The organism is Curtobacterium sp. MCSS17_011, from assembly GCF_003224275.1.
GTDB lineage: Bacteria > Actinomycetota > Actinomycetes > Actinomycetales > Microbacteriaceae > Curtobacterium.
In genome coordinates, this window is record NZ_QKLE01000002.1 from 60606 (window position 1) to 83098 (window position 22493).

The 22493-nt window shown below is 71.9% G+C and carries 20 protein-coding genes; 15 read left to right on the top strand and 5 right to left on the bottom strand.

Translation table 11 applies throughout. From position 1 onward, the window contains the following. Window positions 1–9: 9 nt before the first annotated feature. On the top strand, window positions 10–987 hold the full coding sequence (locus tag DEJ17_RS01695) for a DUF3097 domain-containing protein (protein WP_110891783.1): 978 nt from the start codon (window positions 10–12) through the stop codon (window positions 985–987). A gap of 70 nt (window positions 988–1057) precedes the next feature. Further along, window positions 1058–1711 carry a spermidine/putrescine ABC transporter substrate-binding protein gene (locus DEJ17_RS01700; RefSeq protein ID WP_110891784.1) on the top strand — a complete coding sequence of 218 codons (654 nt, stop codon included), beginning with the start codon at window positions 1058–1060 and terminating at the stop codon, window positions 1709–1711. A 287-nt stretch (window positions 1712–1998) separates the two neighbouring features. Here the strand turns inward: DEJ17_RS01700 and DEJ17_RS01705 are convergent, their stop codons facing one another. Both DEJ17_RS01705 and DEJ17_RS01710 read right to left on the bottom strand, forming a co-directional pair. Then, window positions 1999–3012, bottom strand: a complete 1014-nt coding sequence (locus DEJ17_RS01705) for a LacI family DNA-binding transcriptional regulator (protein ID WP_110891785.1) — start codon at window positions 3010–3012, stop codon at window positions 1999–2001. Further along, entirely contained in the window at window positions 3009–3431 is a 423-nt protein-coding gene (locus DEJ17_RS01710; RefSeq protein WP_258366607.1) for a DUF3054 domain-containing protein, read from the bottom strand. The genes DEJ17_RS01705 and DEJ17_RS01710 overlap by 4 nt, the downstream gene beginning before the upstream one ends. Before the next feature lie 125 nt (window positions 3432–3556). Here DEJ17_RS01710 and DEJ17_RS01715 point away from each other — a divergent pair, with 125 nt between their 5' ends. From DEJ17_RS01715 to DEJ17_RS01755, 9 genes are all read left to right on the top strand, one after another. Next, entirely contained in the window at window positions 3557–4507 is a 951-nt protein-coding gene (locus DEJ17_RS01715) for a hypothetical protein (protein ID WP_110891787.1), read from the top strand. Between the two features lie 481 nt (window positions 4508–4988). Further along, the gene (locus DEJ17_RS01720) at window positions 4989–6143 is read left to right on the top strand and encodes an extracellular solute-binding protein (RefSeq protein WP_110891788.1); all 1155 of its coding nucleotides are present in this window, start codon (window positions 4989–4991) and stop codon (window positions 6141–6143) included. Then, a complete protein-coding gene (locus tag DEJ17_RS01725) occupies window positions 6140–7174 on the top strand; it encodes an ABC transporter permease (RefSeq protein WP_110891789.1) in 1035 nt (344 codons plus the stop codon). Before DEJ17_RS01720 ends, DEJ17_RS01725 begins: the two co-directional genes overlap by 4 nt. Further along, window positions 7171–7983, top strand: coding sequence for an ABC transporter permease (locus DEJ17_RS01730; protein ID WP_017886992.1), 813 nt, complete (start codon window positions 7171–7173; stop codon window positions 7981–7983). Before DEJ17_RS01725 ends, DEJ17_RS01730 begins: the two co-directional genes overlap by 4 nt. A 95-nt stretch (window positions 7984–8078) precedes the next feature. Further along, window positions 8079–9155 carry an ABC transporter ATP-binding protein gene (locus DEJ17_RS01735; RefSeq protein ID WP_258366608.1) on the top strand — a complete coding sequence of 359 codons (1077 nt, stop codon included), beginning with the start codon at window positions 8079–8081 and terminating at the stop codon, window positions 9153–9155. Continuing rightward, window positions 9152–10759, top strand: coding sequence for an inositol monophosphatase family protein (locus DEJ17_RS01740; protein WP_110891791.1), 1608 nt, complete (start codon window positions 9152–9154; stop codon window positions 10757–10759). The genes DEJ17_RS01735 and DEJ17_RS01740 overlap by 4 nt, the downstream gene beginning before the upstream one ends. Before the next feature lie 435 nt (window positions 10760–11194). Beyond that, a complete protein-coding gene (locus DEJ17_RS01745; protein WP_110891792.1) occupies window positions 11195–11986 on the top strand; it encodes a hypothetical protein in 792 nt (263 codons plus the stop codon). Window positions 11987–12044: 58 nt separating this feature from the next. Continuing rightward, on the top strand, window positions 12045–13046 hold the full coding sequence (locus DEJ17_RS01750) for an ATP-binding cassette domain-containing protein (RefSeq protein ID WP_110864485.1): 1002 nt from the start codon (window positions 12045–12047) through the stop codon (window positions 13044–13046). Further along, complete coding sequence (locus DEJ17_RS01755; protein ID WP_110891793.1) at window positions 13043–13891, top strand: ABC transporter permease; 849 nt, start codon at window positions 13043–13045, stop codon at window positions 13889–13891. Before DEJ17_RS01750 ends, DEJ17_RS01755 begins: the two co-directional genes overlap by 4 nt. A 24-nt stretch (window positions 13892–13915) precedes the next feature. Here DEJ17_RS01755 and DEJ17_RS01760 read toward each other — a convergent pair whose 3' ends face one another. Together DEJ17_RS01760 and DEJ17_RS01765 are read right to left on the bottom strand one after the other, a co-directional pair. Next, window positions 13916–14578, bottom strand: a complete 663-nt coding sequence (locus DEJ17_RS01760; protein ID WP_110891794.1) for a response regulator transcription factor — start codon at window positions 14576–14578, stop codon at window positions 13916–13918. Then, complete coding sequence (locus tag DEJ17_RS01765) at window positions 14575–15810, bottom strand: ATP-binding protein (protein ID WP_110891795.1); 1236 nt, start codon at window positions 15808–15810, stop codon at window positions 14575–14577. The genes DEJ17_RS01760 and DEJ17_RS01765 overlap by 4 nt, the downstream gene beginning before the upstream one ends. A gap of 114 nt (window positions 15811–15924) precedes the next feature. On the opposite strand from DEJ17_RS01765, the gene DEJ17_RS01770 reads away from it, so the two are divergent. From DEJ17_RS01770 to DEJ17_RS01785, 4 genes are all read left to right on the top strand, one after another. Beyond that, entirely contained in the window at window positions 15925–17325 is a 1401-nt protein-coding gene (locus DEJ17_RS01770; protein ID WP_181420990.1) for a PspC domain-containing protein, read from the top strand. 11 nt (window positions 17326–17336) lie between these two features. Continuing rightward, entirely contained in the window at window positions 17337–17630 is a 294-nt protein-coding gene (locus DEJ17_RS01775) for a hypothetical protein (RefSeq protein ID WP_110891797.1), read from the top strand. A gap of 154 nt (window positions 17631–17784) precedes the next feature. Next, window positions 17785–19686 carry an amino acid transporter gene (locus DEJ17_RS01780; protein ID WP_258366623.1) on the top strand — a complete coding sequence of 634 codons (1902 nt, stop codon included), beginning with the start codon at window positions 17785–17787 and terminating at the stop codon, window positions 19684–19686. Continuing rightward, window positions 19683–20690 (top strand): EamA family transporter, encoded by a 1008-nt coding sequence (locus tag DEJ17_RS01785; protein WP_110891799.1) that lies wholly within the window; start codon window positions 19683–19685, stop codon window positions 20688–20690. The genes DEJ17_RS01780 and DEJ17_RS01785 overlap by 4 nt, the downstream gene beginning before the upstream one ends. 57 nt (window positions 20691–20747) lie before the next feature. Here DEJ17_RS01785 and DEJ17_RS01790 read toward each other — a convergent pair whose 3' ends face one another. Further along, window positions 20748–22430: a long-chain-fatty-acid--CoA ligase gene (locus DEJ17_RS01790; protein ID WP_110891800.1), complete on the bottom strand. Its 1683-nt coding sequence runs from the start codon at window positions 22428–22430 to the stop codon at window positions 20748–20750. Between the last annotated feature and the right edge of the window lie 63 nt (window positions 22431–22493).

The window sequence follows — 22493 nt, forward strand, 5'->3', positions numbered from 1 at the left end:
CTCGTGCGGGTGGACGACGACCGGTACGGCGGCGATGTGCTCTCGGGGGACTGGCGCTCGCGCGGGGTGAAGAAGGTGCGGCAGGTGCCGCTCGAACGCGACATGGTGCTCGAGGACCCGGACTCCGGGTGGGCCGGTGCCGTGGTGGGGCTCGAGGCGGGCAACATCGCGCTCGAGGACTGGAAGGGCCGCACGCGCTCCTTCCCCTTCACCGGGCAGTTCCTGCTCGAGGGTGAGCTGGTGACGCTGGGGCGGCCGTCGGCGCCGGTCGGGCGGTCGGCCGGGGGCGCTGCTGGGGCTGGTGCTGCTGGTTCCGCTGGCCGTGCTGGCGCTGCTGGTTCCGTCGGTGCCGTGCACGCTGGCTGGAGGCCCGGGGGTGCGCCCGCCGTGCGGCAGGCGTCCGACGGTGGTCGCCTCCGCACCGCGTCCGGATCGTTCGCCGTCGAGTCGCAGCGTGCTCGGGTCGCGCTCCCCAGCCGCATCATGGTCGAGGGCAAGCACGACGCGGAACTCGTCGAGAAGGTCTGGGGCGCCGACCTGCGCGTCGAGGGCGTCGTGGTCGAGGAACTCTCCGGCGTCGACAACCTGGCTGCGGTGCTCGACGAGTTCCAGCCGACGCGGGAGCGCCGGGTCGGGGTGCTCGTCGACCACCTGGTGCCCGGGTCGAAGGAGTCCCGCTTCGCCGACGCCGTGATGCGTGGCAAGTGGGGAGCGCACGTACTCGTCGTCGGGCACCCGTTCGTCGACGTCTGGCAGTCGGTCAAGCCGGCGCGCGTCGGGCTGCAGGCGTGGCCGACGATCCCGCGCTCGATCGAGTGGAAGGCGGGCATCTGCCAGGCACTCGGCTGGCCGCACGCCGAGCAGGCCGACATCGCCCGGGCGTGGCAGCGGATCCTCGGGCAGGTGCGCACGTTCGCCGACCTCGAGCCGGAGCTGCTCGGCCGTGTCGAGGAGCTGATCGACTTCGTGACGGAACCACAGGCCTGAGAACCGGCGGATTACCGGACCGGCGCGGTGTGCCGGGGGTGATCCGCGCCTCCAGGCCTACTGTTGAGGGATGGACGGCATCGACGGTCGCGTGCGGGGCGCGGTCGACCTGTGGCTGCGCTGGCTGCCGCGCTGGCAGATCGGGACCGCCCGCCCGCGCACGCGGATCTGCCGGAAGTGCACCGGGTCCCCGATCGCCGCGGCCGCGGAGTTCGGACCGGATGTGCCGCACGCCGTCCAGCACGCGCTGATCGGGCGGATCTCGACCATCGTCGAGGACGCCGTCGACGACTACACGGCGAAGAACCTGCCGCTGCTGCAGCGTGAGCTCGAGCGGGCGGCGGCCCGGAAGCGGCACGCGGGGTACCAGCCGGCCGAGGGGTTGTCGCCGGAGTTCCAGGGCCTCGACGTGGACCCCGAGCCGTCGCCGGGGTCGCCGTTCCTGTTCACGCTCGGCGAGCTGGCCGGCACCGGCGCGGGGGAGCAGACGCCGCGCGAGCCGTTGTCCGACGAGGCGAAGGCTGCGCTCCGGCACGAGATCGCGCTGTCCGACGAGTGTGCGCGGTCGACCGGTACCGCGGTGTGCCTGGCCCTCATCGACCACCGGCCGCGGATCGCCGAGGCCGTCGAACGGCTCGTGGAGCCGCAGATCGAGGCGCTGGTGTCGGACATGTTCCGCGGGTTCGACGGGCCGGACGAAGGCCCGCGCAGCGGGTTGTTCTAGGCGCGGGCGGTGCGCGGGTGCGGTGCGCGGGCGCGGCTGCCGTGGGTCGAAGCCGCACGGTGCTGTCTGTGCCGGCCCGTGCGAGGTTGTCCGCTCGGTGCACGCTTGTAGCGCCGCACAGAGCCGCCAGGGTGGCACCGCTTGACGAACCTCGCACCGTGCGTGCTTCTCGAGCCTCGCACCGCACCTCGAATCGTGCGCGGTCTGAGCGACCTCGCACCGTGCGCGAGGCCCGGAGCCTGCACGGGTTGAGTCGACTCGCACCGTGCGAGGTCAGCTGGACGTCCTCAGTGGCGGAGCAGGGTGCGGCCGGGGATCACGGTGCCGCGCAGTGAGCGGTGCTCGACCGGGCGCGTGGGGTCGTCGATGCGGCCGATGACGAGGTCGATCGCCTCGCGGCCGATGCGTTCGATCGGTTGCTCGAGCGTCGTGAAGCCGATCCAGTCGCTCGCCAGCGGGTAGACGCCGTCGAACCCGGTGACGGAGAGGTCGCGCGGGACCTCCACACCGCGGCGGGCCAGCGCCTCGCACACGTCGAGCATCAGCCGGTCGGTCGGACACATCACCGCGGTCACGCCCGACTCCTGCACGGCGTCCACCAGGTCGGCGGCGAGGTCGTCGGGTGGCCGCACGAAGCTCGCGTCGATGTCGATCACCCGGACGCCACGTGCTCGGAGCCGCTCGAGCATCGCCGACGATCGCGCGTGCTGCGTGATCGCGTTGTCGAGCGGGACGGTGAGGACAACGGCGGTGGTGTGGCCGGCATCGGCGACGGCGTCCGCGATGGAAGCGCCGCCGTCTGCCTCGTCGCAGTAGACGCTCGAGAGCGCCGGGTGCAGCTCCGGCCGACCGGCGACGACGGTGGCGATGCGGGGCGCGAACTCGGCGATGTCGGCGGACGGCATCAGGCCACTGCACACGACGAGCCCGTCGACGCGCATCGACACGAGCGCGGCGAGGGCGGACTTCTCGTCCTCGACCCGGCCCACGCCCGTCGTGGTGACGACGCGGTAGCCGAGCTCCGATGCGCGGCGCTCCATCACGGCGTGCAGTGCGGTGTAGACCATCGACGATGCATCACGGACGAGCATCCCGATCGTGTTCGTGCGCCCGCTGACCAGCCCGCGAGCCATCGCGTTCGCGACGTACCCGAGCTCGGCTGCCGCTCGTTCGACGCGCTCGCGGGTCTCGTCCGAGAACCGTCCGGTCCCGGAGAGCACACGGCTCACCGCCGACTTCGAGACCCCCGCACGTGCGGCGACGTCGAGGATCGTCGGCTGGGAACCGCGGCTGCCGTTCACGCGTCGGACGCTGCGGCGTCCTGCCGCGACCGCGCCCCGGTGAACCGGATCACCCCGCGGGCGATCGCGCGCCAGCCGAGCAGGAACACCCCGAGCACGATCGTCGCGACGATGACGAACGAGATCGGCAGCGGGTTGCCGTCGACGTCACCCTGGCCGGTGGCGACGCGGATGGCCAGACCGACGAAGACCGTGAGGACCCAGACCACGACGCCGGTCGGCCAGAAGCGCAGCGGTCGAGCCCAGGCGCCGCTCGTCACGTACCCGATCGCCCAACCGGCCAGGAACGGGTACGCGGTGGTCCAGAGCGCCAGGGCCGTGTTGGCCTCACCGTGCGACGAGCGCCCGATGAGCGCGAAGACGACGATGAGGACGACGTCGATGACGGCTGCGAGCCAACCCCAGGTGCGTGCGTTCACCCGCTCATTCTCGCAGGCTCCGGGCTGCTCGCTCATTCCTCCACAAGGTGCTCGGCGCGGCTGGTCCTCCACAGCACTCCCACGCGGTGCTGCTTCGAAGGCGGAGGATCCGGAGCATCGCGAGTATGTCGATGAACCTCAAGCTCGCACCGGTCCCCGAAGTCCTCACGTTCCGAACCTCCGCCCAGCGCCCCGACGAGTCCGACGTCATCAGACGTCGGGCCGCAGCGGGGGAGCTCACACGGGTAGCACGCGGACTGTACGCGGAGTCTGCGGGATGGGCCGCACTCCGCCCCACTGAGCAGCACAACGTCCGGCTGCGCTCGTTCGCCGACCGGGTCCGGGCCGGAGACCTGATCTCACACGTCTCTGCCGCCGTCGTCTTCGGTGTGCCCCTGCTCACCCCACCCCCGACACGGATCCACGTGACCTCACGCGGTGCCGACCGGCGCACCACGAACGCGACCTTCGTGGTGCACGCCGACCTCGACGCTCAACGGAACGAGCGTCCGGTCGCCACGCCCGACGGGTTGCTGTTGTGCGGACTCGATCGGCTGGCGACCGACCTCGCACTCACACTGCCGTTCACCGACGCAGTCGTGTCCCTCGATGCGCTCCTCCGTCGCGAGGTCGAGCGCGAAGACGTCCGGTCGGCGATCGAGCGGCGCGGGCAGAAAGGACGACGTCGCGCCCTCCGGGCGATCCGGTTCGCCGATGCCGCATCGGACTCACCGGGGGAGTCGTACGCACGAGCGCGGTTCGAGCAGTTCGGGACACCACCACCGGTCCTCCAGCACCGCTTCCGAGCGCTCGGCGAGCCGGACATCGTCGTGGACTTCTGGTTCCCGGATGCCGGGGTCGTGGTCGAGTTCGACGGAGCCGTGAAGTACCGGAGCAGTGCGTACCTGCGGGGACGGACGCCGGAGGAAGCGCTGTTCGACGAGAAGATCCGGGAAGACCGGCTCCGCGCGTTCCCCGAGGTGCGAACCGTGGTGCGGCTCACCTGGTCGGACCTGCGCAACGAGTGGGTCCTCCGCGCGAAGCTCCGCCAGGCCGGAGTCCGCATGTCGCGCTGAGAGGTATCAGTAGTGCACCGTGCGAGATTGTTCGGCCTCTTGCCAATGCGCACGGTGCGCGGTTCGTCGCCCAGCGCGGACCCGGCTGCTCGGTGCGGGGTCGTCGGCAGCGAACGGTGACGCGCACCGTGCATCCTTCGCCGGTCGGGGGCGAGCGGCCCGCTCGGTGCAGGGTTGTAGCCGGACACGAAGCCGTCAACCTCGCACGGGTCGGCGGAACTCGCACCGTGCGCCGTCACTGCATCAGACGCGCAGCACCGCGCCAGCGCCCGCGCACGCCGCCCGCGCACCGCATCGCATCGCACCCGGAGTTCACCCGGCGGCGACGCCGGAGGCACCCGGAGTTCACCCGGCAGCGCCACACTCGACCCCGACGCGGGAACGTTCCCACACGGCCCGTCCGCACGACGTCCGCACGCCCGCAAGCGTGCACGACCCCGCAAGCCACCACCCCACGCACCACGGAACAGGGAGAACCCACGTGAAGACCCGAGTCCTCGCCGGCCTCGCCATCGCGGCAGCCGCGACCGTCGCACTCTCCGGCTGCGTCCAGAGCGCCAACGCCTCGAACGCCTCCGACACCGACGGCACCACCGACCTCACCGTGTTCATCAGCGGCGACACCAACGTCCAGGACCTCTGGGACAAGTCGCTCATCCCCGCCTTCGAGAAGGCGAACCCGAAGATCCACGTCAGCACGAGCATCGACCTGCACGGCGAGCACGACGCCCAGACCCAGGCAAACCTCGCCACCGCGGTCAAGGCCGGCAAGTCCGTCGCGTACGACCTCGTCGACGCCGGCTTCGTCACCACCGCCGGCAAGGCCGGGCTGATGGCACCGGTCAGCGACAGCACGATCCCGAACCTGAAGGACGTCCCGGACGCCACGAAGCAGCAGGGCGGCGACAGCGCCATCCCGTACCGCGCCTCGAGCGTGCTGCTGGCGTACGACGCGAAGAAGGTCACGGACCCGCCGAAGACCCTCGACGACCTGCTCGCCTGGATCAAGGCCAACCCGGGCGAGTTCGCCTACAACTCCCCGTCGTCCGGCGGTTCGGGTGGCTCGTTCGTGGCCACGGTGCTCGCGAAGTACCTGACGCCCGCCGAGCAGGAGACGATGCAGACGAAGTACGACAAGTCCCTCGAGTCGAAGTGGGACAAGGGCTTCGCGGCCCTGAAGGACCTCGGCCCGTCGACGTACCAGAAGGGCGTCTACCCGAACGGCAACGACCAGGTCGTGCAGCTGCTCGGCAGTGGCCAGATCGCGATGGCCCCGGTCTGGAGCGACCAGTTCATCACCTCGCAGAAGACCGGCATCATCCCGAAGACCGTCAAGGCCGTGCAGATCGACGACCCGTCGTTCACCGGCAGCGCGAGCTTCCTCGGCATCCCCAAGACCGAGCCGAAGGCCAAGAAGGCGGCAGCCGAGAAGCTCGCCGACTTCGTGCTGAGCTCGAAGGGGCAGCAGCTCGTCGCGAGCGCCGTCTCCGGCTACCCGGTGATCCCGCTCGACAGCCTGCCGGCGTCGGTCGCCGAGCAGTTCGCCGACGCGAACCCCTCGCAGCTCCGCCTCGGGTTCCAGAGCGACTTCGCCGCCGACATGAACGCGGCGTGGGACGCGAAGGTCCCGCAGTGACCCAGACCGTCCAGGACGGCCCGGCAACCGGCCGGGAGGCCCGTGGCGACTCCGCCACGGGCCTCCCGCCCGTCCCGCCCCACGCCCAGGGCCCGGCGCACCCCGCCAGCGGGCGCACGGTGCAGGAGCGGCTGGCCCGCCGCCGGCGGTGGCAGGGCCTCGCCCTCGTCGCCGCCCCGGTGCTGGTCGTCGTCCTGTTCGTCGGCGTCCCGGTGGTGAACGCCGCCCTGTTCAGCCTCGGGTTCACGGGCGGCCTGAACCAGGCGCTCGCCGACATCGGCGGCGACACCGTGCGCGGCTTCTCGTTCGCGGTCTACGCGACCCTGCTCGGCAACCCCACGTTCCTGCGCGACCTGGTCGCGACGCTCGGGGTGACTGCACTGTCGACCGGCCTGACGGTGGGGCTCGCCGTCGTCGTCGCGGTGATCCTGCGGCTCCGCGGAGGCTTTCTCGGCAAGACCCTCAGCGTCCTCGCCGTGGTGCCGATCTTCGTGCCGGTGGTCATCGCGAGCTGGTCGATCCTGACCTTCACCGACGCGCAGGGGTTCCTCCGCAGCCTCGGTGCGCAGTTCGGCCTCGACGTCCCGGTGTGGGGCTACACCCTCGTCGCCGTGGTGTTCGGCAGCGTCTGGACCAGCCTGCCGTTCGCGGTGCTCATGATCGCCGGGGCGCTGCAGGGCACCCCGGACGCCCTGGTCGAGGCCGCGAAGGACGCCGGGGCGAGCACCTGGCGCGTCGTCTGGCAGGTGCTCCTGCCGATGGCCGCGACCCCGCTCGTCATCGCGACGACGTTCACCGTGATCGGGGTGCTCGGTTCGTTCACCGTGCCGTACTTCACCGGTCCGAACGCGCCGACGATGCTCGGCGTCGACATCTCGAAGTACTTCCAGGCCTACAACCGTCCGCAGCAGTCGACGGCGATGGCGTTCATCGTGTTCGCGTTCGCTGCGGCCGCGAGCGTCTTCTACCTCCGCTCGACGGTCCGCTCGAACGCGGGCGAGCTCGACGAGAAGCGTCAGGAGCAGCAGTGATCAAGCGTCTGACCGGCAACGCCCTCGTCTGGGCGACGGCGATCGTGCTGGCCGTGTTCATCCTCGGGCCGCTCGTCTGGCTGGCGGCCCGGGCCTTCGCCACGACGTGGACCTACCCGAACCTGCTGCCCGACGGCTGGACCCTGCAGTGGTGGGGCACCGTGTTCGAGGACCGCAGCCTGGCCGTCGCGGTGCAGAACTCGCTCGTCCTCGCCCCGCTCACGGTCCTCATCGCCGCGGTGGTCTGCTTGCCCGCCGCGTGGGCGATCAGCCGCATCGAGTTCCCGGGGCGGCGGCTCGTGCTCGTCGGACTGTTCGCCACGAACGCGTTCCCGAAGATGGGCCTCTTCGTCACGATGTCGGCGATGTTCACCGCGCTGAACCTCATGAACACGGTCACCGGCATCCTGATCGTCCACGTCCTGGGCTGCGTCGTGTTCATGACGTGGCTGCCCGCCGCTGCCTTCTCGGCCGTGCCGCGGTCCCTCGAGGAAGCCGCCCGCGACGCCGGGGCCAGCCGCTGGCGCACTTTCTGGAAGGTGACGTTCCCGATCGCCTGGCCCGGGATCCTCGTCGCGATGGTGATGTCGTTCCTGGCGTCCTTCGACGAGGCGCAGGGCACGTACCTGGTCGGCGCCCCGACGTACATGACGATGCCGACGGCGATGTACTCGCTCGTCCTGAACTCCCCACGCCAGGTCTCGGCGGTGTTCGCGATCGCGCTGAGCATCCCGTCCGTGGTCCTGCTGCTGCTCGCCCGGAAGCACATCATGGGCGGCCGCCTGGCGGACGGCTTCCAGATCCGATGACCCGGCTGCCACCGACCGGGCCGACACCCGGACCGACACCCGGACCGACACCCGGGCCGACACCGATGACCCACACCAGCACGAAAGGCGACCAGATGACGGACAAGGCGCTCGTCGCGGAACGCGCACCGGGCCTCCAGGCCGACGGCAGCACGACGGACCGGACCCGATCCGGCGGCCTCACCATCCGCGGACTGCGCAAGACGCTCGGCGGGCGCGACGTCGTCGCCGGCATCGACCTCGACGTCGCGAAGGGCGAGCTCGTCTCGCTCCTGGGGCCGTCCGGCTGCGGCAAGACCACGACGCTCCGCATGGTGGCGGGGTTCCTGCCCGCCGACGGCGGCGTCGTGACCATGGGGGACCGCGACGTCACGTCGCTCGGCCCGGAGCGCCGGCCGAGCGCGATGGTGTTCCAGAACTACGCGCTCTGGCCGCACATGACGGTGACGCAGAACGTCGCGTTCCCGCTGCGGACCCGACGGGTGCCGAAGCAGCGGGTCGCCGAGCGGGTGCGCGACGCGCTCGAGCTCGTCGGCCTCAGCCACCACGCCGGCTCGAAGCCGACCGCGATCTCGGGCGGTGAGCAGCAGCGCGTGGCCCTGGCCCGCGCCATCGTGCAGGAGCCGGACGTCCTGCTCCTCGACGAGCCGCTGTCGAACCTCGACGCGAAGCTCCGCGTGAGCGTCCGCGACGAGATCCGCCGCATCCAGCAGCGGCTCGGCATCACGACCGTGATCGTGACCCACGACCAGGACGAAGCGCTCAGCATCTCCGACCGGATCGCCGTGATGCACGACGGCCGCATCGAGCAGATCGCGACCCCGACCGAGCTCTACGCCCGCCCCGCCACGAGCTTCGTCGCGTCGTTCATCGGGTCGACGAGCGTCGTCACCGGCCGGTTCCTCGCCGGCACCTCGGTCAGCCCGACGGCGGCCGACACGGTGCTGGTCCGCCCCGAGCAGGTCGCGCTCACCGACGACTCGCCGATCCGCGCGACGGTCGCGCGGGTGCTCATGCGCGGGCACTTCGCCGAGGTCGTGCTCAGCACCGACGGCGCGGAGCTCCGCGCCTACGTCACCGGGCCACCACCGGCGGTCGGCACCGAGACCGGGGTGCGCCTGGGCGAGGTGCTCGTCCACCGCGACGGCGTGCTGCTCGAGGTCGCCCGATGAGCGCCGGGGTCCCGACGTCGACGGTCTCCGCTGCGGCTGCGGTCGACCGTGTGGTCTCGACCAGCGCGGACGCCAGGCCCGGCGTGCGTCCGCCACGCCTCGTCGCCCACCGCGGTGCGCCGCGCGTCCGGCGTGAGAACACCCTGCCCGCCATCGCGGTCGCCGAGGCGCTCGGCGCCGAGGTGATCGAGGTCGACGTCCGTCGCACCGCCGACGGCGTCGCCGTCCTGCTGCACGACGAGACCCTCGGCCGGATGTGGGGCGACGCCCGCCGGGTGTCCGACGTCGACTGGTGCGACGTCGCCCGGCTCGGCAACGGCCTCGACCGGATCCCGCGGCTCGATGGTGTGCTCGAACGGCTCGACGGCTGCCGATCGACCCTGCTCGTCGACCTGACCGAGGCCGAGGACGCCCTGGTCGCCGCCCGCACCGTCGCGGGCTTCACCGGCTCCACCGCGGTGGCCTGGTGCGGGGCGCCGGCGGCGATGGCGGCCGTCCGCTCCGTGCTGCCCGATGCCGACGTCTGGCTGGCGTGGGAGTCGCTCGATCAGCCCGTCGCCGCGGACCTCGAGGCGCTCGAGCCGTCGACGCTCAACCTCGACGTCGCGTTCCTCACCCCGCGCACCGTCGAGGTCGCGCACGCCCTGGGCCTGCGCGTCGCCGTCTGGACCATCGACGACGTCGAGCCCGCCATTTGGGCAGCCCGGCTCGGTGTCGACTCGATCACCACGAACGACGTCGGGTCCATCGGGGCAGCCCTGTCGGCGGCCGAGCGCGACGGCTGGCCCGAGCGCGACCGCGAGCCCACCGAGACCGAGGTCGCCTCGCGCGCCCAGGCCCTGGCGCACCGGATCGCCCACGAGGTCATCGCCTACACGCGCGAACACCCGGTCAGCGAGGTCCACACCAAGGCGAACCCCGCCGACCTGGTCACCGACGTCGACCGCCTGGTGGAGCAGCACGTCCGCTCCCGTGTGCGGATGGTGTTCCCGACGCACGGGTTCACCGGCGAGGAGTACGGCGAGGCCCCCGGCGACCGGCACCGCTGGTTCCTCGACCCCGTCGACGGCACCACCAACCTGGCCAACGGCGTGCCCTGGACCTCGATGTCGCTCTGCCTGACCCGTGGCGGTCGGCCGCTCGTCGGGGTCGTCGCGGACCCCTGGCGCGGCGAGGTGCTCGAGGCCCGACGTGGCCGCGGCGCCACCCTGCGCGACCGCCAGCTCCGGCTCGACGACACACCCCGGCCGCTCGCCGGTGCCGTCGTCGGCACCGAGCTCGACGGACACCGCCCGTGGCCGGGGTTCGGGGCGTTCCTCGACGCCCTGGCCGACCGGTCGTGCACGCTCCGGGTGCAGGGATCGGGCACGTTGACGATCGCCCAGGTCGCGGCCGGACGGGGGATCGGCGGCTGCGTCTCGGCGTTCAACCCGGTCGACCACGGTGCCGCGGTGCTGCTCGTGCACGAAGCCGGCGGCGTCGTGCTGACGCGGTCCGGCCCCGTCGAGGGCTTCCCGCCCGTGGGGGAGCCGTTCCTCGTGGCGCACCCGGGGGCCGCGGACGAGCTGCAGGCGGTGTGGACGGCGGCGCTCGCCGCGGGGTGAGCACGGTGCGGTGGGTGGCGTGCACGGTGCGGGGTCTGCGATCCGGTGCGGGGTTGGCTGCCGCGTGCGGTGTTGCAAGCGCGCACGGGGCTGGGAACCGTGCACGGGGTGCGCAGGTGCGCACGGTGCGGACTGGAGGCACGGTGCCAGGCCGGCACGCGCCTCCCGGCCGGTGGGTGGCGCGCACGGTGCGGGGTCTGCGATTCCGTGCGGGTCTGGCTGCCGGGTGTGATGCTGCAAGTGCGCACGGGGCTGTAAACCGCGCACGGGGTGTGCAGGTGCGCACGGTGCGGACGGGAGGCGCGGTGCCAGCCCGGCACGCGCCTCCCGGCCGACTCTGAGCGGGCGCTCAGTCATCCGACGCCGGGGGTTCGTAGTGTTGCAGTCCACGACGGGTCCGACCGGACCCACCGTGCACCCGAAGGAGCATCGACCATGGGATTCCTCGACCGCCTGCTCGGACGTCCGGAGCGTGACCGATCCGCTGACGCACAGCAGAACCAGTGGGGGCAGCCGCCGCAGCAGCAGGGCTACCGGTACGGCCAGCAGTCCTACCAGCAGCCGGCACCGTCCGCACCGCAGGGCGGCCAGTACGGCGTCCCCCGGTGGGGCGGTGCACCGACGCAGCAGCAGGGTGCGACGACCGACGACGAGCGTGCGGTCGAGCGCTACCGCTACCTGCTCCGCACGGCACCCCCGGAGCGCATCGAAGAGGTACACGCCGAGGCCTTCGCGAAGCTGACCGACGAGCAGCGCCGGATGGTCTACGACGAGTTCACCCGGACGGCGCCTCCCGGTGAGGCGCCCCGGGGTGACGACCCACGCTCGCTCGCCCAGTCGGCGACCCGCTCCGAGATCCGGCAGCCGGGCTTCATGGAGCGCTCGCTCGGCGGTGTCGGTGGTGGCGGCGGACGCTTCGGCGGTCAGCGCGGTGGGCCGTCGTTCGGCAGCATGATCGGCGCCTCGATCCTCGGGACGGTGGCCGGCTACGTCATCGGTTCGGCGATCATGAGCGCCTTCCTGCCCGACCCCGGATCGTTCGATGGCGGTACCGACGCTGCGGGTGACGGTGGTTCGGAGGACACTGGTGCTGATTCCGGTGATGCCGGTGCGTCCGACGGTGGCGCATCCGACGGCGGCGGGTTCGACAGTGCGGGCTGGGGCGACAGCGGATCCGACTTCGGCGGTGGCTTCAGCGACTTCGGTGGTGGTGACTTCGACGTCTGAGTGACGGCCGTCCCTCCACCGACCTACTGATATTCTCCGTGGTCGACAAAGGAGCGACATGGCCATCATCGAAGCCTCCGGGCTGACCAAGACCTACAAGTCGAAGTCCGGGCCGGTGCACGCACTGGCCGGACTCGACCTGTCGGTGCCGCAGGGCACCGTGAAGGCGCTGCTCGGGCCGAACGGTGCGGGCAAGACCACGGTGGTGAAGGTGTTGACCACCCTCATCACCCCCGACTCCGGCACCGCGACGATCGACGGCATCGACGTGATCGCCGACCCGCAGGCCACCCGGCGGTCCATCGGGGTGTCCGGGCAGTACGCGGCGGTCGACGAGAACCTGACCGGGTTCGAGAACCTCGAGATGATCGGGCGGCTCTACCACCTGGGCCGCAGGACAGCGCGTGATCGTGCCCGGGAGCTCATCGACGTCTTCGACCTGTCCGAGGCGGGGGACCGTCCGGTGAAGGGGTTCTCCGGCGGCATGCGGCGGCGCATCGACCTCGCCGGGGCACTGGTGATGAACCCGCGCGTGCTGTTCCTCGACGAGCCGACGACGGGCCTCGACCCCCGCAGCCGGCTGGCGCTCTGGGGCATCATCGAGGACCTCGTGGCCGAGGGCGCGACGGTCCTGCTCACCACCCAGTACCTGGAAGAGGCCGACCGACTCGCCGACGACATCGCGGTCATCGACGACGGGGCGGTCATCGCCGAGGGAACCGCGGACCAGCTCAAGGCGCAGGTCGGCGGGCACCGGGTGGTCGTGACCCTGGTCGACGAGGCCGACGGCGACGCGGCGACCACGGTGCTGCGCCGCTACGGGGTGGGCGAGGTCGAGACCTCGGGCGACGGCCGCACCCGTGCCATCGCGGTGGAGGCCGGTCCGGCAGCCCTGCAGCGCGTCCTCGCCGACCTCGGCGAGGCCGGCATCGAACTCCACGACGCCGGCATGCGCCGCCCGACCCTCGACGACGTCTTCCTCCGCCTGACCGGGCACGCCGCCACGGACGACGATGCCGACGAACCCGCGGCCACCAAGCAGAAGGAGACGGCACGATGACCGCCACGACCCTGGCACCGGGCCGCCAGCTGCCCGTCGTCGTCACCTCGCCGCTCGCCGTCTGGGTCGAGGACGGCTGGACCGTCACCAAACGGAACCTCATCAAGCTCAAGCGGTCCCCGGACATGCTCGTCTTCGCGGTGCTGCAGCCGATCATGTTCGTGCTGCTGTTCAGCCAGGTCTACGGCGGTGCCATCCAGGTGCAGGGGACCGACTACACGCAGTTCCTGATGGCGGGGATCTTCGCGCAGACCGTGGTATTCGGGGCGACGTTCTCCGGATCGGCGATGGCGCAGGACCTGAAGGAAGGGCTCATCGACCGCTTCCGCACGCTGCCGATGTCGGCGTCCGCGGTGCTCGTCGGACGCACCAACTCCGACCTCGTCCTGAACTCGATCTCGATGGCGATCATGATGCTCACCGGCCTGGCGGTCGGGTGGCGGGTGAACTCGTCACCACTCGAGTTCCTGGCCGGCATCGCCCTGCTGCTGCTGTTCAGCTACGCGTTCAGCTGGGTGATGGCGTTGCTCGGCATGAGCGTCAAGACACCCGAGGTCATCAACAACGCGTCGTTCATGATCCTGTTCCCGCTGACGTTCATCTCGAACGCGTTCGTGCCGAGCGACACCCTGCCGCTGGTGCTGCGCGTGTTCGCGGAGTGGAACCCGGTGTCGTCGCTCGTGCAGGCCGCGCGCGAGCTGTTCGGCAACGTCGGGTCCGCGCCGGTGCCGGACATCTGGACGATGCAGCACCCCGTGCTGACGGTGCTGATCGGGATCGCCGTGATGCTCGTGGTGTTCGTGCCGTGGGCGGTGAACAAGTACACCCGCATCAGCGCGAAGTGAGACAGACCGGATCCATGTGGGCGCTCAGAGCAGCTTGCGCTGCAGCGCCCAGGCGGTCAGCTCGTGCCGGTTCGACAGCTGGAGCTTCCGCAGGACCTTCGACACGTGCGTCTCGACGGTCTTCACCGAGATGAACAGCTCCGTCGCGACCTCCTTGTAGGCGTACCCGCGTGCGATGAGTCGCATGACCTCCTGCTCGCGGGCGGACAGGCGGTCCAGCTCCGCGTCGTGCTGGGCCGTCTCGCCGCTGACCGCCCCGAACGCGTCGAGCACGAAACCGGCGAGGCGCGGCGAGAACACCGCGTCCCCGTCCGCCACACGCGCCACGGCCTCGGCGACCTCGGCGCTCGACGAGCTCTTCGTGATGTAGCCGCGGGCCCCGGCCCGGATGACCCGCACGACGTCGTCGGCGGCGTCCGACACGCTCAACGCGAGGAACCGGGTGTCCGGGTTGCCGGGTCCGGACCGCGTGATCACCTCGGCCCCGCCGCCGCCGGTGCCGCCCGGCAGGTGCACGTCGAGCAGGACGACGCGCGGGCGCGTGGCGGCGACGAGCGTCACGGCCTCGTCGACGGTCGCCGCCTCACCCACGACCTGGAGGCCCGGTGGCAGCCCGGCGCGCACGCCGGCTCGGAAGATGGAGTGGTCGTCGACGATCGCGACCGTCAACGGGTCGGGCTCGGTCATGCGTGCTCCTCGTCGTGGCTGTCGGGTGCGAGCGGCAGGGTCAGTCGGACCTCGGTGCCGGTGCGGCCCGGCCCCGGCGCGATGGTCGCCTGGCCGCCGAGGCGCTGCATCCGGCCGATGATCGACTCGCGGACGCCGTACCGGCCCTCGGGCACCGTGTCGACGTCGAACCCCGGGCCGCGGTCGCGGATGCTGAGCTCGACCCGGTCCACGGCGGTCTCGGCGTACACGCTCACGGTCCCACCGGCGTGCCGGGCGGCGTTGAGCATCGCCTCGCGAGCGGCGGCGACGAGCCCGTCCGGCAGGTCGGTACGGGCGGGTCCGACCGCGATGACCTCGATGCGGGCGGGGTACTCGGACTCGATGTCGACGGCGGCGTCCCGCAGCTGCACGCCCAGGTCGCGCGCCGGATCCGCTTGCTCTGCGAAGAGCCAGGACCGCAGCTCGCGTTCCTGCGCCCGCGCCAGCCGCGCCGCGTCCGAACCCGGCTCGGCCTTCTGCTGGATGAGGGCGAGGGTCTGCAGCACCGAGTCGTGCAGGTGCGCCGCGAACTCGGCCCGCTCGAGGTCGCGGACGCGGGCGGCGCGTTCCTCGGCGAGGTCGCGGACGAGCCGGACCACCCACGGGGCGACGACGACGGCGACCCCGACCAGGACGGCCACCGCGGCGGTGAGGACGGTCCAGACGTTCGGGCGACTGCTCGTCGTGAAGAACAGCAGGATGCCCAGCACGACGAGCACCAGGGCTCCGAGCGCCCGGACGACCAGGGCGGAGGAACCGGCGGTGCGGACGTTGCGGAGCGCATCGAACTGCCGCCAGGCGAGTGCGGTGCCGGTGACGACCACGACACCGGGCACGACGATCTCGAGGGGGACCGCCGCGCCCATCCGTGCCGCGACGACGGCGCCGGCGGCCGCGAGCAGGGCCACGCCGAGCAGGATCTCGACGACCGGGGCGCGTCGGGAGGACACGGGGTCCTCGTCCTGGCCGACGTCGGCGGCGGGAGTCAGCACGGACTTGAGCGGCGTGCTCCCGGCGGCTGCCCCGGCGGCCGCGCTCGGGACGGTCGCCCAGAGCCAGGCGTAGAGCAGCAGCCCCGCGCCGCCGCAGACCACGAGGACGGCGGTGGCGAACCGGACGGCCCCGACCGGCAGACCCGTGCGCGCCGCGAACCCGCTGCAGACCCCGCCGACGACCCTGGGGGTCGGGCGCGTCATCGTCGCGGTGGCCATGGGGCAATCCTGGCACCCGGACGGCGGTCGCAGCAGGGTCCGGGGCCGGGATCAGGGACCGGTCAGGGGGAACCCCGATGGTGTCGGCGCAGCACTGCCGGGATGCTGGTGGCCATGACCGATCACCAGCACGACTCCGCTCCCGGCACCGCCGCCGGCAGCGCCGACTCGACGACCCGGTTCTTCGACTGGGTCCGCGGCCTCGGCATCGCGCGCACCGACGACCGCTGGCTCGCCGGCGTGTGCGGTGCCGTCGCCCGCCGCACCGGGCTCGACCCCCTCGTGGTCCGCGGCGTGACGATCGTCGTCGCGCTGCTGGGCGGGCCGGTCTTCATCGCCTACGCCGTCGGCTGGGCGCTGCTGCCCGACACCGCCGGGCGCATCCACGTCGAACGGATGATCCGCGGGGTCCTCGACCCGGCGCTCATCGCGATCGGCGCGCTCGTGGCACTGACCTTCGTGCCCGCGGCCCGGGGTCTCTGGTGGCAGGGGGTCCCGGACGCCTGGGGGATGCCCGGGTGGCTCGAGGTGACCCTGGCCACGGCTTGGAGCATCGTGCTCGTCGGCGGGATCGTGTGGCTCATCGTGGTCCTGGCCCGCCGCGGGGTGGACGGTGATCGGACAGCGGGCTCGGGTACGGGCACCGGCACCGACCCGACCGCCGCACCGCGGGGCGACTTCTGGACCAGCCCCGACCAGCCGCGCCCGGCCCGGAACGCGTGGACCGCGGAGGCGACCGGCGCGCCGGACGCCGGTCGGGCCTCCTGGCAGTGGGGTGCACCCGTGAGTCCCGAGGACCGGCGACGGCAGCACGAGGAGCGGCTGCGCGCGGAACGCGAGCGGACCGCCGAACGGCGGGCGGAGCGGGCCGAGCGGCGCCCCGGGGCGGCGTACGTCGCCGTGTCCCTCGGACTCGCGCTCGTCGCCGGAGCCGGGGTCGCGTTCTGGGCGCAGCAGGCCGGGTGGTCCGTCCCGGTCCTCGGGATCGCTGCCGCGCTCGCGGTGCTGGCCATCGCCACGATCGTCGCCGGGGTCCGCGGCCGTGACGACGACGTGCTCGGACTGTTCTCGACGGTCGCCGCGGTGGCCCTCGTGGTCACCGGGGTCCTGCCCGCCGGCACCCAGGTCTCGCTCATCGGCGGCACCACGTGGCAGGTCGAACGCGCCGCCTCGGGGACCGAACGGGACTTCGCGATGCTCGCCGGCGGCCCCACCCTGGACCTCCGCGGACTCGAGTCGTCGGCGGTCGGGGGTGACGTGCACCTGTGGCTGGGCGCCGGCGGGGCCGAGGTGCTGCTGCCGACCGACCTGCCTGTGCGGGTCGAGGTGAGCGGTGTCGGCTACGGGATCGACACCGGCGGGGGCGACGACGACGGCACCGGTGGGGTGCTCCGGACCACCACGCTCGAGAACCGCGCGGCACGCACGGCCGACGCGGACGAGACGACGACGGTGCACCTGTGGATCCTCGGCGGTGGCGTCGAGGTGCCGCGGGCGATCACGGTCGGCGAGTGAGGAACGGGACGATGACGAACGACGGCACGACGAACGACGACACGACGAACGACGACACGACTGCGCCGGTGACCTCGCCGGCTGCTCCGGAGGGTCGCGCCTGTCGGCCCCGACGCGGTGGCGCGCGGTTCGGCACGATCCTCTGGGGCGTCCTGCTCCTGGTCTTCGCCGGAGCGATGGCCGTGAGTGCGCTGCCGATGTTCTCAGTGGACACCACAACCTTGCTGTTGGCGGCCTGCATCGCAGCAGGAGTGCTGCTGGTCGTGGCGGGGATCGTGGCGGCCCTGTCCCGCACACGGCGCTAGTCGGACCGCCCCGTCCACAGGGCTGTCCGGGTGTGCACGGGGGGCACCCGGACGGCTTAGCATCATCCACGTGACCGCGACAGACGCCGAGCGGGCCGCCCAGCGCGACGCCACCGAGCAGCCCCTCGACCGCAGCACCCGCCTGCGCCGGTGGATGCTGCACGGTGCCGACCAGGGTGCCTCCCACCAGGGCCCGCACCAGGTCGAGGTCGAGAAGACCCACCCGTGGTGGCGGGTCATGTGCCTGACCGGCGTCGACTACTTCTCCACCCTCGGGTACCAGCCCGCCATCGCCGCGCTCGCCGCGGGCCTGCTGTCGCCGATCGCGACGATCGTCCTCGTGCTCGTCACGCTGTTCGGGGCGCTGCCGGTCTACCGCCGGATCGCCCACGACAGCTTCCGGGGCGCCGGATCGATCATGATGCTCGAGAAGCTCCTGCCGTGGTGGGCGGGCAAGCTCCTGGTGCTAGTGCTGCTCGGGTTCGCCGTGACGGACTTCATGATCACGATGACCCTTTCGGCGGCCGACGCCACGGCGCACATCGCCGAGAACCCGTACACGCCGCACTGGTTCACCGAGATCCCGGTGCCGCTCACCCTGGCGCTGCTGCTCCTGCTCGGCCTCGTGTTCCTGCGCGGGTTCAAGGAAGCCATCGGCATCGCGGTCGGGCTCGTCGCCGTGTTCCTCGCCCTGAACGCGGTCGTCATCATCGTCTCGCTCTGGCACGTGTTCGAGAACCCGATGGTGGCGAGCGACTGGTGGTCCGGGCTGACGGCACAGCACAGCAACCCGCTCGTGATGGTCGGCATCGCCCTGATCGTCTTCCCGAAGCTCGCGCTCGGGCTCTCCGGCTTCGAGACCGGCGTCGCGGTGATGCCGCAGGTCCACGGTGACGCCGCCGACGACACCAGCGACCGACCCGAAGGCCGGATCCGCGGAACCAAGCGGCTGCTCACCGTCGCGGCGCTCATCATGAGCTCGTTCCTCATCACCTCGTCGATCGTGACGACGTTCCTCATCCCGCAGCACGAGTTCCAGCCGGGCGGCGGTGCGAACGGGCGCGCCCTGGCGTACCTGGCGCACGAGTACATGGGCGGGGTGTTCGGGTCGGTCTACGATTTCTCGACGGTCGCCATCCTGTGGTTCGCCGGTGCGAGCGCGATGGCCGGGCTCCTCAACCTGGTGCCGCGGTTCCTGCCCCGCTACGGCATGGCACCCCAGTGGGCGCGCGCGGTGCGTCCCCTCGTGATCATCTTCACGCTCATCGCGTTCGTGATCACGATCATCTTCCAGGCTGACGTCGACGCCCAGGGCGGCGCCTACGCCACCGGCGTGCTGGTGCTCATCACGAGTGCCGCCGTCGCGGTGACGCTGTCCGCGCGCCGCAAGCAGCAGCGCAAGCGCACCGTCGCCTTCGGTGTGATCTCGGTCGTGTTCGTCTACACCACGGTCGCCAACGTCATCGAGCGGCCCGACGGCGTCCGGATCGCCGCGATCTTCATCATCGCGATCGTCGTGGTGTCGCTCGTCTCGCGCGTGCGCCGGTCGTTCGAACTCCGGGCGTCGTCGATCGAGCTCGACGCGACCGCCCGGCAGTTCGTCGAGGCCGATGCCGACCAGTTCAGCTCGGTCTGCATCATCGCGAACGAGCCCGGTGCCGGCACGGCCGAGGCGTACCGGGCGAAGGGGCGCGAGGAACGCCGCGACTCCGGCATCCCGGCCCGCGTGCCGACGATGTTCCTCGAGGTCCTGCCAGCCGACTCCTCCGACTTCGAAGAGGACCTGGTGGTCGAAGGCCACGTCATCCACGGGTTCCGCGTGCTCAAGGTCCGTTCCGGCAACGTCCCGAACACCATCGCGTCGACGCTCCTCGCCATCCGCGACCTCGCCGGGGTGGTGCCGAGCATCTACTTCGAGTGGAACGAGGGCAGTCCGATCCGGAACGCCCTGCGCTTCGTGTTCACCGGCGCCGGCGACGTCGCCCCCGTGACGCGCGAGGTCCTGCGCGAAGCGGAACCCGAGGTCAACCGACGGCCGAGCGTCCACGTCTCGTGAGCCGCACACCGGAGGCGGGGCGTGCCTCCAGGCCCGTCGGCGGCCTGGCGGCGATCGCGGTCGCCGCGGCGGTGTGGGGCACCACCGGGACCGCGACGCACTTCGCACCCGGCGTGCCGGCGTTCGTGTTCGGTGCGGTCACGTTCGGACTCGGCGGCCTCGTGCTCGCCGTGACCGCTGGCCGGGGCACCCTGCGTGCCGTCGCCCAGCGCCGGACCCGCGGCTGGGCCCTGCTCGGCGCCGCGTCGCTCGTGGTCTACGCGGTCGCGTTCTACGCGGCCCTGGCCGATGCCGGGGTCGCGCTCGGCACGACCCTGGCCATCGGGTCGTCGCCCGTCTTCGCCGGACTGGTCGAGTGGCTCGCCGACCGAAGGCGCGTCACACGCCGGTGGGTCGTCGCCACCCTGGTGAGCGTGGTCGGCATGGTCGTCGTCACCCTCGCGCGTTCCGAGCACGACGGCGGCGGGCGGTCACTCGCGGTCGGCGTCGGCAGCTCCCTGGTCGCCGGTCTGACGTACGCGCTGTACTCGTGGGCGGTGGCGCGGGGGATGCACGCCGCGACGAGCCGGATGCCGATCGCCGTCGGTCGCGCGGAGACCGACGGCATGCGCGTCGGCGGGGACGTCGGGGTGGCAGCCGCTCGGGCTGCCCGTGGGCCGAACGAACGAGGACTCGTCGGCGCGGTGTTCGGGCTGGCCGCGGTTCCGCTCGTCGTGCTCGCCGTGGTGGCCGGCAGCCCGTACCTGGCCGATCCCGGCAACTGGCCGGTGTTCCTGTACCTGGCGCTGGTGCCGACGGTGATCGGCCACTCGCTGTACGCAGCCGGGCTCCGGACGGTCACGGCATCGGTCGCGACGCTGCTGTCCCTGCTCGAGCCCGTCGTCGCGGCGGTGCTGGCCGTCCTCGTGGTGGGGGAACGCCTCGGGCTCGGTGGGTGGGCCGGCATCGTGCTGGTGGTGGTCGGGCTGTCCGTGCTGGCGCTGCCCGCTCGCCGCGGTCGCTGAGCGGGGCCCCACGTCAGGCGGACCGGCGCCGGACCGGCACCGGAGCGGCGCCGCTCGTCAGCCGTCCAGGATCTGGTCCCGCACCTTCCGCCGCAGCACCTTGCCGATCATCGAACGCGGCAGGTCCTCGACCACGACGACCCGGCGCGGCACCTTGTACGCCGCCAGGTGCTCGCGCGACCAGGCCCGGAGCGCCGCCCCGTCGAACGTCGCGGGGTCCTTGGGCACGACCGCGGCGACGACCTGCTCGTTGCCGCCCTGCGTGATGCCGACGACCGCGACCTCCTTGACGCTGGGGTGCTTCAGCAGCGTGTCCTCGACCTCGGACGGCGACACGTTGAAGCCGCCGGTGATGATGAGTTCCTTGAGGCGGTCGACGATCCGGACGTACCCGTCGGCACCGATGGCCACGATGTCGCCGGTGCGGAACCAGCCGTCGGGCGTGAAGACCTCGTCGGTGGCCTCGGCCTTGCCCCAGTACCCGCGGAACACCTGCGGACCACGGACCTGCAGTTCGCCGGGCTCGTCGATGCCGAGCACCTTCGTGTCGTCGTCGGGGTCGACCACGCGTGCCTCGGTGGAGGACAGCGGCAGGCCGATCGACCCGAGTCGACGCTCGGGGGAGACCGGGTTGGCCATCAGGACCGGGGAGCACTCGGACAGGCCGTACCCCTCGACCAGGTAGCCGTCGGTCCGGGCCTCCCACGGCTCGACGATGTCCTGCGACAGCGGCATGGCGCCGGAGATGCCGATCTCGATGCCCTTGAGCGACACCTTCGCCGAGTCGGCCGCGTGCTGCAGCCGGGCGTAGATCGGCGGCACGGCCGGCAGGAACGTCGGCGGGTGGCGCTTGATGGCGGTCAGGACGAGGGCCGGGTCGAACGCGGGGAAGAGCACGAGCCGCGAGGCCATGCTCATCGCGAAGGTCAGGCAGAGCGTCAGACCGTAGGCGTGGAACATCGGCAGCACCGCGTACACGACGTTGTCGCCGCGGCGGATCTGCGGCACCCACGCGCGAGCCTGGGCGGCGTTCGCCAGCAGGTTCCGGTGGCTCAGGACCGCACCCTTGGGCGTCCCGGTGGTGCCGGACGTGTACTGGATCAGCGCGATGTCGTCGGTGGCCGGGCGCGGGTGACGCTTCGACAGCTTGCGGGTGTCGGCGAGGTCGTCCCACTTGACCGTGCCACGCACCTTCGCCGTCAGCTTCGCGCGGGACTCGCGGGCCTTCGCGACCGGCAGGGCCAGGGCGAGCCGGGTGCTCCGGGGCATGGCGCGGGTGATGTCCACCGAGACGATCGCGTCGAGGTGCACGTCGGCCGGGAAGTCCTGCAGCGTCGCGACGGACTTGTCCCACGCGATGGCGACCTTGGCCCCGTGGTCCTCGAACTGGTGACGGAGCTCGCGCGGCGTGTACAGCGGGTTGTGCTCGACCACGATCGCGCCGAGCCGCAGCACCGCGTAGAACGCCACGATGTGCTGCGGGCAGTTCGGCAGGACGATGGCGACGCGGTCACCCGCGCCCACGCCGAGCTTCCGCAGGCCGTTCGCCGCACGGAGGATCTGCTCCTCGAGGTCGGCGTAGCTCGTGGTGCGCTTGAAGAACTCGAGGGCGACCTGCCTGGGGAACTTCCGGGCCGACTGCTCGACCAGGTCGTACAGGGAACCACTCTGTTCCTCGATGTCGTGCGGGACCCCCGGGGCGTACGAGGCAAGCCAGGGACGAGGCGTGTCGATGCTCACCCGACCCAACCTAGTGGGCGACCCCCGTGCGTGCTGGGAGGGCCACTTTGCGCGATGTCACCT